The sequence below is a fragment of the Mesorhizobium sp. L103C131B0 genome, assembly GCF_000502275.1.
Taxonomy (GTDB): Bacteria; Pseudomonadota; Alphaproteobacteria; order Rhizobiales; family Rhizobiaceae; genus Mesorhizobium.
Genome location: NZ_AYXC01000005.1, coordinates 127,262 through 142,435, shown reverse-complemented (window position 1 = coordinate 142,435; position 15,174 = coordinate 127,262). Strand labels below are relative to the sequence as shown.

The following is a 15,174-nucleotide window of genomic DNA, read 5'->3' as shown; positions in this document are numbered from 1 at the left end:
CGGTCGCCCGTTTATTCACGCCAGGGCCTTCCTGGTTGCTCCAAGCCTTTGCCCGCTGGCTTCGGTCTCAGCAGCTATCGTACTTCTCGCGCGCGCCGGAAACTCTGCACTAACGAGAAATTCGAGCGATTCCCGGCGCGAGGCTCGCGGAGAACGCGGCTCTACTTAAACGCGGCTCTACTTACATGACCGAGACGATCGCAGGGGCCAGCGCCGCAACGCGCATCTCCGCAATCGCTCCCGGCGGAAGCCCATGCTACACAATCCGTACAAACCGCTTCAAGCTTTGTTGGAATTGCTCATGCCTCTTCCGAGAGCAGGAGTGGTTTTCGCCCACCAAGAATATAGGCGACGGATTCGAGGATGATGCCGTTGGTGTTGACGTCGCTGACCCGGATGGCCTTGCCTGTCTTTTCCGAAATGCCGGAGGAGAAGCCCATGCCCGGCATTTTCGCTCGATCCCTGACCAGGTCGACCAGGATGGTCGAATAATCACCGGGGCGTGACGCGTGCCAGAGATAGGCGCCCTTGGCGCTGACCAGACGCAGGGAATCAGCCAGTTTTGCCGCCTTGTCCGGGGCCGAGGTTTTCATCGTGTCGACCGTGAAATTGCCGCCAATGTCGGTCAACTGATACCCCTGATAGGTAAAATAGGGTGGGCCGACCATGGCGCTTTCCGAGACGCAGGTGACAATGCCGGTCTCACGATAGCGCTTGAGCTGGGCGGCGTAGAGGATGTCGGCCATCAGGCGGCCGTGCGGTGAACCGCCCAGCTCGATCACCTCGGTGACGTGAGGTTCGGTGGCGATCCGCCCGCGGCGCTGGATTTCCCCCAGCGCAACAACGGCCTCGTCCATGTTGCGGTCCGGATGGGCTGTATCGAAGACCGGCTTGAGCTCTTCGCCCCACATGCTGTAGCCGCGGCCGGCATAGCCGGCATAGCTGTTCGCATGCGCGGACGAAATGCGGCCCTTGTCGCTGACGACATGCATTTCGCCGCCCTTGAGTACGGGCTTGAACGACCAACCCGACACAAGGTCGAAAACAGGGAACGCGCCGGACGTGTAGTTGTCGAGGATCTTCAGAGCGATCAGCAAGCGTCCGGTGTCGGCGCTGTCGAAGCCGTCGCGCTGGCCAGCTTGCGACTTCAAGGCGCGCTCGGTGTGCGGCAGTTTTCCGCCTGCATAACGGAAGCTGGTTTCGCCCAGGAAAGCAATGATCCGGCTGACGGTCGTCTCGAATTCGGTTTGGCCGATGATGCCGAGACGCTCGGCCGACAAGGCGGCGAGGATGTACGATCCGACATCCCACATCGTCGTGAACGGGTAGCCCGTCTGCTTGCCGAACTCGATCCATGACGTGGCCGGAACCATGCCGTTGTAATTCTTCGCGCCCCAGTCGAAATAGCTCCAGGCCAGTGCCGCATCTGCTTTCAGCACGCCGTCGTCCAGCGGATACGGATCCGGTTTGATCCAGTCGCGCACCGACACATCGGCGCGCGCGCTGCGAATGCGATCGACCTTCGGCATCGCCGGACTGACGGCGCGACAATATTCGTCGAAGTTGACGAGTTTCGTGCCGGGCTGACTGGAAAGCTCGGCCAGCATGTCGAGGACCAGCGCCTGCTTTTCCGGCGTGTTGGCAGTCTGCGGATGGATGCAGAACACCGCATCGTTGTGGGTGCCAAAATAGTCGAGCACCTGCTGCCTGGTGAAATAGGGGAGGTCGGGGGTCCAGGCTTTCTCGAATTTCATGGTGTTGGAGACGTGCAGGATGCCACGCCTGTCGATCCCGCTGAACCAGCGCAGATCGCCCTTCTCGGCGCTGAAAACGGGCGTGCCGGTGGCAGCCACAGCATTCAGCGTGTTGTCGTCGAAGGCGTCGTTGGGCGGGATGTAGGAAGTCGGGAACTTGCCCGTGGAGCGATAGACCTCGCTGATACCGTCCCTGATCAGGTCGAAGTCCTTTTGCGACGAATTGCCGAGCAGTTCCTGTGGCGTATGGTTCCAGCCATGTGCGGCGATATCGTAGTGCTTTTCCGGCAGCATGGCGCGCAGAAAGGCCTTGATTTTTTCATCCGTGGACAAACGGCCCGACCGCGGCGCGGGGATGATCGCATCGGTGACGGGATAGCCGGACTCGATCAAATCGTAGACAAAAGCCATATGGCTCGGGTCGGTGTCGCGGTCGACGCGGAGATCATCGACCCGGACGACGATGAGGCGGTTGGTCTGCTTGCTCTGGACGTAGAGTTTTTGCGGCAGAATGCTCCGCACCTTGCCGCTCGCGATGGCATCGACCGCCGCCTGTGCGACGGTCGCCCCATAACCGGCCAGATCGCCGTCGCTGAGGCCTGCCAGTGCCGCAAACGGGATATCGACAATGATCGGATTTTTGCGGTCGGTCAGGCCGGCAATGTTGGCGCCGAGGGTCGGCACATCCATCGGGCCTGAACTCGCGGCCGCCGGCCTGGTCGAGGTCAGGGCGGAAGCGAAGACATTGACCAGGTTGGTGTCGGTGCTCCAGTAGCCGCCATTAACCGGCTGCAGCCCGACCTTGTCCTCGAGCCCGCCATGCAGCCTGATCAGCGAACGGATACCGGCCGCGCGCAGCGACGAGGCGTCCTGGTGCGACCGCAACGGCGAATTGGTTGTCATTGTCAAAGCCGTGATGACCGCCTTCGACTGATATCTCTGGTACTCGTTGGCCAGATAGGAAAAGGCGGCCTGGATGTCGCTGGCCTGCCGCGCCTGGAAATAGGGATCCGCAGAAGTGATGGTGTCCGTGTGCGCGCCGAATTCGATCCCGCCCGTATTGAGCAGGATCGTCTGGCGCAGCCATTTGGCCACGTCGGAATTGTAATCAAGCAAAGCACCAGTGGCATCGACGGGCGCGATGGTGACCAGGATCGGCACCTTGCGGGCCAGGAACGCATCGGTAAGTGCTGCGAGCCGGGCCGGCTTTGCCCTGGCATCAAGTCCGCTGATGGCGACGATCAGCGGGTTGGGCAATGTCTCGGCGGTCGCGGCCCGCGAAATGCCTTTGCCCGCGAATGCGAGCAGCGGCATCGCAAGACCACCAAGAAGGGCAGTCCGTCGGGTTATGTTCATGTTTTCCTCCCGTCGAGGACGACTGGCACGTATCGTTCCGGACTGATCCAGCGGCCGTCCGATTTTGCGGAAAGCGACTTGAGCAGCGCGCGCAGGAAAAGAGCAGCGTCGAGCAGCCGGATGAATGGAAATGCAAGGCCATAAACAAGCAGACTTGGACGGCACTCAATGACGGCGACGACGAAGGTGAGCGAGTAGTCGACCGCAAGGAACAGGGCCAGCAGGCCGAGTGGAGACACCGGATGCACAGCCAATTCATTGAGCGAGATGGCCGGAATCTCGATACCCGTTGCGAGATAGAAGATCGCGGCGAAAGGCAGTGCCAGCGCAAACAATGAGATGACCATCAACTCCGTCAGCAGTCCGCCCAGCGACAGCCAGAACCGGCTTGGCCAGATCCCGTGGCGCCATACGGTCTGCCAGAAGCCGAGGTACCAGCGCTGAACTTGCTTGCGATAGTCGTTTAGTGTGAAGGGGTCTTCGGAAGAGCAGCGGGCCAGTGGCGAGTAGGCAACACGCCCCAGCCGCTTGTGCTGGACCTCGAAGGTCATATTGAAATCCTCGATGACAAGTCCGGGCGCGGTGATATCGATGAAGCGCAGCGCGTCGGTGCGATACATGCTGGCAAAGCCCGGCGCGATATAGGTGACATTGGTCCATTTCCAGGACTGTCCGTATTGAAATGCTGTCTGCAGAATCCGATAGAGCCGCGTCCGGTAGGCCGCAAACAGCATGTCAATGCTTGGCCAGCGGTGGTCGCGCCAGCGCGACAGGACATGGCCTGCAACTGCCGCCACACCGGGATCGTCGAACAATGGCAGTGCGTGGCGGAAATAATGCTGATCGATTTCGGAATCCGCGTCCTGGATCAGCACGGCCTTGTATCGATCGCAAAGACGGTAGTGCCGTATCGCCTGGTCGATGGCCTTGGCCTTGCCGCCATTGGGCTGGATGTCGAGAGCCCTGCAGCCGGCAGCGCGAGCAATCGCCACTGTGGCGTCGCGGGAACCGTCACTGGCCACGTAGATTTGTCTGGCCGGAATGATCTGCTTCAGCGCTGCGATGCATTTCGGCAGGGCGATCGCTTCATTGTGCGCGGGAATGACGACGGCTACATCGGCGAGGCGGACACTCGGCAGTGCGCCCGTGGCATTTCGCGATCCGAATTCGCTCACGAACCTGATGACGCCGATCGTGCACCAGAAGATGATGTTGATGCCCAGCGAAGCGCTGAGCACCATCATGGCTATGTTGGCCGCCGCGACCTCGTTCATGTCAGGGCCGGTCGCAGATCGGGATCGAGTCCTGCGGAAATTCGACGTCCCAAAAGCTGACTGGTCACCGCGCCGTTGCTGCAGGGCGGATGAGCGTTGATCGATGCCAGCAGATCGCGATGGCTCTGGCGAATGCCGTCGGCGAGCGAGACCTGCGGGCGCCATCCCAGCGCCCGTACTTTTGCGGTGTCGGGGCACCGGCCGCGATGATCGGCAATGAAGTGTTTCTTGAACTGTGCCTTGCCCGCGAGGCCGGTTGCCGTCTTCACCAGCTCGAACAAGTCGCAGATGGTGATCTGCGTATCGCCGCCAATGTTGTAGACCTCGCCTTTCTTGCCTTTTTCCATGACGGTGACCAGGCCGTCGACCAAATCGTCGACATGGAGGAAGGTCCGGGTCTGGGCGCCGTCGCCATAGATCGGCACCGGCTTGCCGGCAATCAGCCGCGACAGCATCTGCGGGATAACCCGCTGGTCATCGGGCGACATTGCTGCACCGTAGGTGTTGAAGATACGCACAATGCGGACATCGACATCGTACTTCTGGGCCCAGAAGTGAGCGAGGGCTTCGCCGAAGCGCTTGCCTTCCTCATAGGGGCTGCGCGGGCCGACAGGATCGACCTTGCCGACATAGCTTTCCGGCTGCGGAAAGATTTCTGGGTCGCCATAAACCTCTGCGGTGCTGGCGAAGAGGTAGCTGGCCTTTGACCGGCGTGCGACCTTGAGCAGGTTCAATGCGCCAATCGAAGAGGTCATGAGCATTTCTTCGCCGAGCAACGCAATATTGGGTACGCCGGTCGGGCAGGCAAGGTTGTAGACGTGACTGTAGCGGCGCCGCAGCAAGCGGTCGCAGGATGCCGTATCCGTCACATCGAGCTTGATGAAGTTGAAGTTCGGATATCGGGCAAGATCCGTCACATTGGCCTTGCGGCCTGTCGAAAAATTGTCGACGCAATCCACGGTAGCGCCATTCTCAAGCAGACTGCGCGCGAGGTTCGTTCCGACGAACCCTGCACCTCCCGCTATCAGGCATCTGACTTCTCTGATGTATGTACCCATAATGGCGACACTCCTGCATTGAAGACGAAGGACAACCGCACCCCCTCATTGTGCGCCCCAGGCATCGAAACAACTTTTCCACAGGCAAATGCAACTAATTGTTAACGATATGACTAACGGGAGTGGTTAACTATCGTATTGTAATCATTGGATTTTTTGGGACACAATTTGCTATATGAGCTATTACGCAACAAAGTTGTATGATTTTGGCACATCTCTTGCTCTTGACATTTTCAATGCTCAGCAGCAGCCGGAATCCCGTCTTTCTCACCTCCTGGGCCGTTTGAATGCGGAATTTTGCCGGATAAATACGGATTGGCACAAAGGTTGCGCTCTGTCTCAAGGCGGGAGACGCAATTCGCGGCTCTCAGGTTGTTGAGATTGCAGCGCGAACGTCCTCGCCTTGCATCTTTGGAGGCGCAATTGAACATTCATACGGACAAGATGCGCGGTGCCTTGCTTCTTTCCAGACTGGAAAACCGCACGGCGACAATCGGTGTTGTCGGGCTTGGTTATGTCGGCCTTCCACTGGCCGCTGTCACAGCGCGCGCCGGCTTCAAGGTCATCGGATTCGACGTCGACCACAGCAAGGTCGAGAAACTGAAAACAGGCCGCTCCTACATTGGCGCGGTCAGCGACGAAACGCTGCAGTCGATCATGGCCGAAGGCTCGTTTACGCCGACATGCGACTTCGCCAGCTTTGCCGAATGCGATGTCATTTCCATATGCGTTCCGACGCCGCTGACCAGGCAGCGCGAACCCGATCTTTCCTTCGTCGAGAACACGACGCGCGCAATTGCTGACTATCTGCGCAAGGACCAGTTGATCGTACTTGAATCCACCACCTATCCCGGCACGACCGACGAGGTGATGAAGCCTATTCTGGAAGCCGGCGGGTACCGGTCCGGGCGTGATTTCTTCCTCGGCTATTCGCCGGAGCGCGAGGACCCAGGCAGCGTCGGCTTCGAAACCGCGACCATCCCCAAGGTCGTTGCGGGCGATGGCGCGATCGCGGCCAGGCTGGTGGCGCAGTTCTATGGTGCCATCGTCGACAAGGTTGTGCCGGTGTCCTCCATCAAGGTCGCGGAGGTGGTCAAGCTGACCGAAAACATCTTCCGCGCGGTGAACATCGCGTTGGTCAACGAACTCAAGGTCATTTATGCCGCAATGGGCATCGATATCTGGGAGGTGATCGAGGCAGCCAAGACCAAGCCCTTCGGCTACATGCCATTCTACCCGGGACCGGGGCTTGGCGGGCACTGTATCCCTATCGACCCGTTCTATCTGACGTGGAAGTCCCGGGAGTTCGAGGTGTCGACAAAATTCATCGAACTGGCCGGCGAGATCAACGTGTCGATGCCGCACTATGTCATGTCGAAGCTGTCGGAGGCACTGGATACGCAGCTTGGTCTTCCACTCAGCCAGGCATCCATTCTCATCGTCGGCGTCGCCTACAAGAAGAATGTTTCCGACGTGCGTGAAAGTCCGGCGCTCAAGCTCATCGAGTTGCTGGAAACAAGAGCCGCGGACATCGCCTATCACGACCCGCACGTGGCGCGCATTCCAAAGACGCGCAAGCACCCGACGCTTGCCGGCAAGGATTGCATCAAGTTAAGCCGTGATTCCATCGGCGCTTACGACGCCGTGGTCATCGTGACTGATCACGACGATATTGACTACGGCTTGCTGGCCAACCATTCGAGGCTCATCATCGACACGCGAAACGCCATGCAGCGCAATGGCATAGTCTGCGACCGGGTGGTTAAAGCGTAGGATTTCGGGCAGGGCAGGGTCAACGCCGTGGCGCACCCTGCAACGCCCGCACCACGGCGTCAAAAGCCGGCTTTGGCTGAAGCCCGTCATCGAACAAGGCAGGGCGAGCCTTACCGGATCGGCGCCTTTCCCGTGTCTGGCGCCGGACCACCCAATTGTCGAAATCCGAGATGCCCCAGAACACCAGGCGCTTGACCGATCGTCTGCTGAGAACCACCGTCAGAAAGTCTTCGTAGTAGGCTGCGACCGCATTGTCACGAACCGCAGTGTCGACGGGCATGGTGGAGTCGTTGACGTCGAGTTCCGAAATGAAGACATCGAGACCGAGATCCGCTAGCCGGTCGATGAAGCGCACGGTCGATTCAGCCGACGCTTTGTGGATCGACGACAGGTGGCCCTGGATGCCGATCGCATGCAGCGGGCTGCCCATGGCCTTGATCTGCACGATCAGCCGCAACATGTTGTCTTGCTTGGCATGCGACCAGTCGGTGGCGCATTCCAGATTGTAGTCGTTGATGGCGAGGCGGGCGGCCGGGGCACATTCGTGCGCGAGGCGCAGACAGTAGTCGATGAACTGCAGGCCGAATGGCTGGATGAAGAACTCGTCGCGCAACGGCGCCTGCTCGCCGACAATCTCGTTGAAAACATCCCACGAGACCGCCTGGGGGTAGTGTTGCATGACATCACGGATGAAGCCGCCATAATTGTGCTTCACCCGATCGAATTTTTCACTTTGCGCCCAGCGGATCGGCTCTTGGTGCCAGAACAGCGTATGGCCGTGGAACGCCATGTTGTTCGAGCCAGCAAAATTTGCAATCGCGTTACAGGGTTCGAAATTGTACGTCGAGGTCCGCCTCGGTCGCACAAATCGTGGTTTCAGTTGCCATTCCGGGACGATTAGTCGGGAATGATGAGCAAGCAATCGACGATACCGCGCGTCGACATTTCCGGAAAAGGCACAACCTATCTCCAAACCGCTATTTTTGCCCAATTCCGCAAGGGAGGGATATGCTGTTGCCAAGCCCCATTTGATATCATCTTGTTCCATTGTTTCTACTAAGTGTGCGGGCAGTTGTAGCGGTCGACAGCGTCTTGCGCGTTCCAGTTCGGCTGTCGTGGCGCCCCACACGCATCAAGGCTTCCATAGCGTCTGGCGCGGCGCCTACGGCACGGTCGTCACGGCTATCGTGCGCCTGCCCGACGGACGCGTTGCCGGTGCCTTTACCACAACCGGCGGCATCGGGTGACATACGGATACCGATCTGCCAAGTTGACGCCAACAAGACTGTGCAGGTCGTGGCAAGCGCAACCGTTGGCCGGGAGGGGGTGTTCGTGTATGGGTCAGCGCCGCTGATTGGCTTTTTGCGATCGAGACTGTTGCAGGCAATTGCGGTGTCTGGCGCTCTGGCGTGCCTGGTCGAGGGCTGCGCGAACCCGCGCGTCATTGAAAGCGCCGTCCCGGCGGTTCCCCCATCCAAGGCCGCTCCCCCATCCCCTGCGGTTCCCCCGGCGCCGGCGGCTCCTCCGGCCGGAGCCCAGCCATCCTGCACCGCGCAATGGCGGGCTCGAGGCCACACGACCCAGCCCCAGGCACAGGCGTTCGCCAAAAAGTGCCTTGACGGGCAAGGCGCGGTGGAAAAGCAGCTCGACAACAAGATAGTCACCCGCAAGGTGACGGCGCTGATCAATGCAGACACACCCTTGACTGCGCTGGAACCCTCCGACATCGCAACTTTCTGCCCCGGCTACATGCTGCAAGACAGAAACGGGCGGGCGGTTTTCTGGCGCACGATGATTGCTGACCTGGCCGCTGAAGAGTCCGTAAACAATACCTCGGCGGCCTTTTGGGAAGCGGATCAGGGCCAATATTCCATCGGGCTGCTGCAGCTGTCGCTGGCAGATGAAGAGAGATACAGATGCGGCTTCAAGTCGGAGGTCGACATCACCGATCCCAACCGCAACCTCGCCTGCGGGATCAAGGTCGTGACGATGCTCGTCGGGGCGGACGGCATGATCGGCGGCGGCGCGGGGCGCGAGATGAAGGGGGCCGGAGCCTATTGGCAGAACCTTCGGCAGCCATCCGTAGTGCGCACCCGGTTGATCAACACTACCAAGGCGGTCCCGCAGTGCAGACCCGACCCGCGCAGCTCGTAGCCGATACCGACGGCGCCGGCAGCTCGCGTCCGGGAGTGCCTGCATCCTGAAATCCTTGACCCGCCTGTCACCCGCGCTATGGTCGCGGCCATGTCAAAACCAGCACCTGCATCCACCGCGCCGCTCATCGTCATCGATCTCCAGACCGGCATGTTCGACGGCATCGCCGAGCCGCCGATCCATGATGCGGCGGGCATCGCCGCGCGTGTCCAGGCGCTGTTGGAATGGGCACGCCGCGGCGGGCGCAAGATCGCTTTCATCAGGCATGATGGACCGGCGGGAGACCCGCTGGCGCCCGGCGCGCCGGGCTGGCCGGTGTGGCCGGCACTCGGCCAGGCCGACAGCGAGCCGACCTTCGCCAAGAATGTCGGCGACGCCTTCAGCAATGCCGCACTTGGCGAATAGGTTGCAGGGCAGGGCGCGGGTGAGGTCGTGCTCATCGGCGCGCAGAGCGACTATTGTGTTGCGGCCACCGTGAAGGGCGCCTTTGCTCGCGGGCTCGGCGTCACCGTGGTGTCCGACGCCCACAGCACGCTGGACAGCCCCAGTGAGACGGCCGCGCAGATCATCGCCCGGCATAATGCCGATTTCGCCAGCGCCGGTGTGACGCTGGTGACGACAAAATCCTTGACCGGCGTTTGATCCTCGCTCCGCTGTGATGTCGGTGCCGCATGCAAATAGCACCGTGCTGATCACCGGAGCCCGGGCGCCGGTGGCGTTGCATCTGGCGCGGCTGCTGCACGGCGCCGGGCGGCGAGTGATCCTGGCCGACAGCCCGGCACATCCGATCGCTGCGGCGAGCACGGCATGCGCGCTTTATCGCCGCCTGCCGCCGCCTCGTTTTGCGCCCGATGCCTATGCCGAGGCGGTGGAAGCGCTGGTACGCAGCGAGGGCGTCGTCCTCGTCATCCCGACCTGCGAGGAGGTTTTCTATCTCGGCCAGCTCTGGCGCGACCGCGCCATGACTGCCCGCCTGTTTGCGCCTGACATGGATCTGCTCGCCCGGGTCCACGACAAGCACGCCTCATCCGGCTGGTTGAAAGCCTCGGCCTCGCCGTGCCGAAAACGACGCTGCTGCAGAGCAGGCACGATCTGCAGGCTGTGCACGACCGGTCGCGCGAGCTGGTGTTCAAGCCGGTCTGGTCGCGTTTTGCCAGCCATGTCCTGCTGCGCCCGTCACCTGAAGAACTCGACGCCATCAGCCCTTCGCCGGAAATGCCGTGGGTGGCGCAGCGTTTCATTGCCGGCGAGGAGATCAGCGCCTATGCGGTGGCCCGTGACGGCAAGCTCAAGGCGCTGGCGTTCTATCGTTCGCTCTATCGTGCCGGCAAGGGCGCCGGCATCTGCTTCGAGCGGGTCGAGAATGTGGCCGCGCGCGAGCTGCGCGTCGCGCTCCCTGGCCTCTGCCAGCAGCGTTTCGCGCGGCGGCATGGAGATGATGGCGTTCACGCGCGGGTTGAATGCGTAGATGCGGTCGAGATAAGCGGTCATCACCTCGACGCAAGAAACTTGCTTCGATTTGATAGCGCTCGAAAGCCCGATGCCGTCCATAAGGACGATGTCGGAGATCCTACCGGTAGCCATTGCCTTGCGTCCCCAGTCTCATCCGTCGAGCACCCCGGCACTTCGGTACCGCCCGGCGGCCGGAATCTTACTAGCAGGCTCTCTTTCCTCAGTGCAACGCGAGTGACCGCAGACAATTTGGGCCGGCCCGATGTGAGCGAGGGCCGCTTCTGGCGCAAAGCGGTCTGCACTAGGCTGGACGCAACGGTCGGCTTTCTTGCCAGTCATCCTGAAAGCTGCCAGGCCGTTAACGGCCTATAAGCCGCCGAGCAGCAATGCGCCTCATGACAGTCGTTCCCACGGTCCAGTCCATTCACCAAAAGCGGACATCGCCAATGGCCAGGCCTCAGGCTGTCATCTGCCCAACATTGGTCTGGAACGACCGAAATCCAATGGCTCGGAGCTATCTTCCTTTGGCTCGGCAGTAATGCCAGACTGGATGGAGGGAGCACGACATGAGTGAGAACCGCAAAATAGCAGCGATCCTGGTCTCGGATGTAGTCGGCTACAGCCGGCTAGCCGGCGCGGATGAGGATCGCATCTTGGCACGGCTGCGGGCGCTGCGCAGCGATCTCATCGATCCCACCATCGCTGTTCATCGTGGTCGCGTCGTCAAGCGCACGGGCGACGGGAGCCTTGTCGAGTTCAGCAGCGTGGTAGAAGCAGTGCGATGCGCGATCGAAGTGCAGAACGCCATGCTTGAGCGCAATGCCGGGGTGCCGGTTAATCGCCGCATTGAGTTCCGGATCGGCATTCACCTGGGCGACGTCGTGCAAGAACGCGATGGTGACCTAATGGGCGATGGTGTCAACATCGCCGCACGTCTCGAAGGCATCTGCGAACCCGGCAATATCTGTCTTTCCGAGCAAGCCTATTGGCAGGTAAAGTCACGGCTCGATATCGCGATCAACGATCGTGGCGCGGTCCAGCTGAAGAACATCACCGATCCGGTCCGGGTTTATTCGCTACAGGTCGGCATTCCCTCCAAGGCAAAGCCCGCGACAGCAGCCGAGCCCCTTGTGCTGGAGAAGCTTTCGCAGCCGCTCGCACCGCCCGACAAGCCTTCGGTTGCGGTGCTGCCCTTCGTCAACATGAGTGGCGATGCCGAACAGGAATTTTTCACCGACGGGCTGACGGAGGACATCATCACCGATCTGTCGAATGTGTCCGGCTTCTTCGTCATCGCCCGCAACTCCACCTTTGCCTATAAAGGCAAACCCACCGACGTCCGTCAGATCGCACGCGATCTGGGCGTCAAATATGTTCTCGAGGGAAGCGCGAGGCGGTCCGTCCAGCGGTTGCGCGTCAATGTGCAGCTTATCAATGCGGCAGAAGGCGGCAATCACGTGTGGGCCGAGCGCTTCGATCGTGAAATCGCCGACATCTTCGACGTTCAGGACGAGGTCACGCGACGCGTTGTTGAAGCGATTTCCGGCAAGATTGGTGTGAAGGATATTTCTGCTCGCTCCAGGCCGTCAAGTCTTGAAGCCTATGACCTTTGTGTTAGGTCGCGAGACAAATGTAACATCTCCAGAACAGATAACAGTGAGGCGTGCGCTGATTTGGAACGTGCCATACAGATCGATCCAAACTACTGCGAAGCACACAGCAATCTTGCCATCTCACTTTTATTTGGCTGGATGTTCTGGGGAGAGCCGCAGATACCTGGCCGCGCAAAGGCCGTGACGCACGCGCAGCGAGCCGTAAAGATCGAGCCGGGCGATTCCCATGCTCGCAGGATACTGGGCTGTGTCCTGCTATATGATCGAAATTTGGATGAAGCAAAAATCCAATTTGAGGCTGCCGTTCGGCTTAATCCAAATAATGCAGATGCGGTTGCATGGATGGGTGAGCTTCAAGTCTACTTGGGCAACCCTCACGCAGCGCTGATAGCTTGTGCAGAGGCGCTGCGGTTGAATCCTCGTCCACCCGGTTGGTATTTCTGGACCATGGGAACGGCCCAGATTTCCTCCGGCCATTATGAAGAAGCCGTGGTGACCTTGAGCAGGGAAGAGACATATGGGACCGGTTCAAGATTGACCCTAATTGCTGCGCTTGCCCTTGCCGGTCGCGTTCCTGAGGCACGGGAGGAAGGCGGTCTTTTTCTTGCTAGCAGTCCAGACTGGACGGCAGGGGAGCAGGCGGCGAACTTGCCCTTTAGGAGCCCGAGCTTTGCTCAGCCCTTTATTGATGGCTGGCGTCTGGCCGACTTGCCAATTTAAGGCGGTATGGAAAAGGAGTCGTTTTCCAAGGAGCTCGGAAGCAATCTATATCATCGAAAGAATCGATAGGGGCGCCCGGCATCTCAGGGGCACCGGCGACGGTCGACGTTCAACGGTTCATCCGCTAGAACATCGATAGCCAGATGGGCAAGTTCGCGCTCGTGCTCCCTGTATTCTTCTTTTGTGTACTGATAGCCCCAGTCCACGCTAGGCCAATCTGGTTTGATGTTGTTTGCCAAACGACCTTGCGCCCGCGCGTCATCGAGCCGCCCGAGCTTCGCCAGGCATCCGGCCGCATAAACGTGAATATAGTAATAGGGGCTGCTGATAGTGGCGAAAGACTTTATCGCCTCCTCGTACTGTCGCGTCATCATGAACGCCATGCCCATAGTCTCACGGAGAGACGCGGGAAGGAACAGTGGACTGGCGCGGATTGTTTTTAGCGATCTGTCGATAGCCTCGCTCGCCTGTCCCGTGCAAAGCAGGTAGTACGCCATCATGTCATTGAGATCGGCGTCATCAGGTGTCAGCTGGAGACCGCGCTGGAACATTTCCGACGCCGCGTCGAACTTCTTGTCGAGCATAAGGCACATCCCTCGAACACCCAAGCACCTGCTGTCCTCGCCGTCGAGCCGTACGGCGAGTTCTGTTTCGGTGTTTGCTTTTTCCAACGCATGTGGGGCAAGCGTTTGCCAATAGACGCGAACGTGCATATGGCCCACCGCCGCATGAGCGCGAGCAAACTTTGGATCAAGCTTCACCGCACTTTCGAATTCCGCCATGGCATCCGGAATATCGTCGTTGCGCCAGCGATTGACGATCTCCATACCGCGCAAATAATGGTCATAGGCGCCCAAGTTCTCAGTCGGTTTGCGCCGCGATGCTTTCACGACGTCGGATTCGACATACCCCGGAACGGCGGCCACGATGCTTCGAGTCACTTCGTCCTGAACTGCGAAGATGTCTTCTAGGTCACGATCATAGCGTTCCGCCCAGACGTGACTACCGGTCGCTGCCTCAATCAGCTGGGCAGTGATGCGCACGCGTTTGCCGACCTTGCGAACGCTGCCCTCGACCAAGTAGCGGACGCCAAGCTTTCGCCCCGCCTCTGCGATGTCCACGGCGGCTCGCTTGAAGATGAAGGAGGAGTTCCGGGCGATCACGAACAGACCATGATTGCGCGCCAGTTCTGTGATGATGTCCTCGGTGATGCCGTCCGAGAAATACTCCTGTTCCGGATCGCCGCTCATGTTGTTGAAGGGCAGCACCGCGATCGACGGTTTCTCATTGGCGACCGGAACTACTCCGACCGGTTGCATGAACGGCGCGTCGGGAAAGAGGTTGACGTTGTAGACGCGCACCGGCCGCTCGATGTTCTTGAGCGTCTGCTCGCCAGTATCTTCGAAGGTGAGCGCGAGCCTGTTGCCGAGACTGTCCCGGACAGAGCCGGATACGGCAACGCCGCCCGGCCTGGCGATGCTCTCGATCCGCGCCGCGATGTTGACGCCATCACCGAAGATGTCGTCGTCCTCGATGATGATATCTCCGAGGTTGATCCCGATGCGGAACTCGATGCGCCTGTCCGCCGGCACGTCGGCATTTCGCTCGCGCATCTTGTGCTGGATGTCGGTGGCGCAGGCCACGGCATTTACGACGCTGGGGAACTCTACCAGCAAGCCATCGCCGGTCAGCTTGACGATCCTGCCCTGATGCTCGGCGATCTTAGCGTCCACCAGTTCGTGGCGATGCGCCTTGAACGCCGACAGGGTTCCGCGCTCGTCGCGACCCATGAGCCTGGAGTAGCCGACGACATCGGCCGCGAGGATGGCGGCAAGGCGACGCTGATTGCGTTCTTCGGCCATTGGCAATGCGGCAACCTAGAGCGAAGGAAATCGCACGGACTGTATGGGCCCTCGGGTGTGGAGTCTATCACGACTCTTGGCTGCTATTGGGTTAGCTTCTCACCTTGGTCGCGCCGCGCCGAACGTCCGCTATCGTCCTTCGGACGCCATGAGCCGAC

9 protein-coding genes and 1 pseudogene are annotated in these 15,174 nt (G+C 60.1%); 5 read left to right on the top strand and 5 right to left on the bottom strand.

Annotated features, from left to right (window positions below; genetic code table 11):
• Positions 1–299: 299 nt before the first annotated feature.
• Genes X730_RS153025 through X730_RS0133625 form a run of 3 tightly spaced genes read right to left on the bottom strand, consistent with a single transcriptional unit; the run spans position 300 to position 5,442 of the window.
• Positions 300–3,068: a DUF3131 domain-containing protein gene (locus X730_RS153025; RefSeq protein WP_023826197.1), complete on the bottom strand. Its 2,769-nt coding sequence runs from the start codon at positions 3,066–3,068 to the stop codon at positions 300–302.
• Between the two features lie 38 nt (positions 3,069–3,106).
• Positions 3,107–4,384, bottom strand: a complete 1,278-nt coding sequence (locus X730_RS153030; RefSeq protein WP_023756169.1) for a glycosyltransferase family 2 protein — start codon at positions 4,382–4,384, stop codon at positions 3,107–3,109.
• Positions 4,381–5,442 carry an NAD-dependent epimerase/dehydratase family protein gene (locus X730_RS0133625; protein WP_081731572.1) on the bottom strand — a complete coding sequence of 354 codons (1,062 nt, stop codon included), beginning with the start codon at positions 5,440–5,442 and terminating at the stop codon, positions 4,381–4,383. The genes X730_RS153030 and X730_RS0133625 overlap by 4 nt, the downstream gene beginning before the upstream one ends.
• A gap of 444 nt (positions 5,443–5,886) precedes the next feature.
• On the opposite strand from X730_RS0133625, the gene X730_RS153035 reads away from it, so the two are divergent.
• Positions 5,887–7,215 (top strand): nucleotide sugar dehydrogenase, encoded by a 1,329-nt coding sequence (locus X730_RS153035; protein ID WP_031196845.1) that lies wholly within the window; start codon positions 5,887–5,889, stop codon positions 7,213–7,215.
• 19 nt (positions 7,216–7,234) lie between these two features.
• Here X730_RS153035 and X730_RS153040 read toward each other — a convergent pair whose 3' ends face one another.
• Positions 7,235–8,263: an endo-1,4-beta-xylanase gene (locus tag X730_RS153040; RefSeq protein ID WP_081731558.1), complete on the bottom strand. Its 1,029-nt coding sequence runs from the start codon at positions 8,261–8,263 to the stop codon at positions 7,235–7,237.
• 584 nt (positions 8,264–8,847) lie between these two features.
• Between X730_RS153040 and X730_RS153045 the strand changes: the two genes are divergently transcribed.
• The 4 genes and pseudogenes from X730_RS153045 (at position 8,848) to X730_RS153055 (ending at position 13,154) form a co-directional block, all read left to right on the top strand.
• Positions 8,848–9,369 carry a hypothetical protein gene (locus tag X730_RS153045; protein WP_023756164.1) on the top strand — a complete coding sequence of 174 codons (522 nt, stop codon included), beginning with the start codon at positions 8,848–8,850 and terminating at the stop codon, positions 9,367–9,369.
• A 78-nt stretch (positions 9,370–9,447) separates the two neighbouring features.
• Positions 9,448–10,011, top strand: a pseudogene (locus X730_RS01000000164395) (isochorismatase family protein).
• A 414-nt stretch (positions 10,012–10,425) separates the two neighbouring features.
• The gene (locus tag X730_RS1000000168150; protein ID WP_196814816.1) at positions 10,426–11,193 is read left to right on the top strand and encodes a hypothetical protein; all 768 of its coding nucleotides are present in this window, start codon (positions 10,426–10,428) and stop codon (positions 11,191–11,193) included.
• 194 nt (positions 11,194–11,387) lie between these two features.
• Entirely contained in the window at positions 11,388–13,154 is a 1,767-nt protein-coding gene (locus tag X730_RS153055) for an adenylate/guanylate cyclase domain-containing protein (RefSeq protein ID WP_023826192.1), read from the top strand.
• Between the two features lie 83 nt (positions 13,155–13,237).
• Here the strand turns inward: X730_RS153055 and X730_RS1000000165310 are convergent, their stop codons facing one another.
• A complete protein-coding gene (locus X730_RS1000000165310) occupies positions 13,238–15,016 on the bottom strand; it encodes an adenylate/guanylate cyclase domain-containing protein (protein WP_023826191.1) in 1,779 nt (592 codons plus the stop codon).
• Positions 15,017–15,174: the final 158 nt, after the last annotated feature.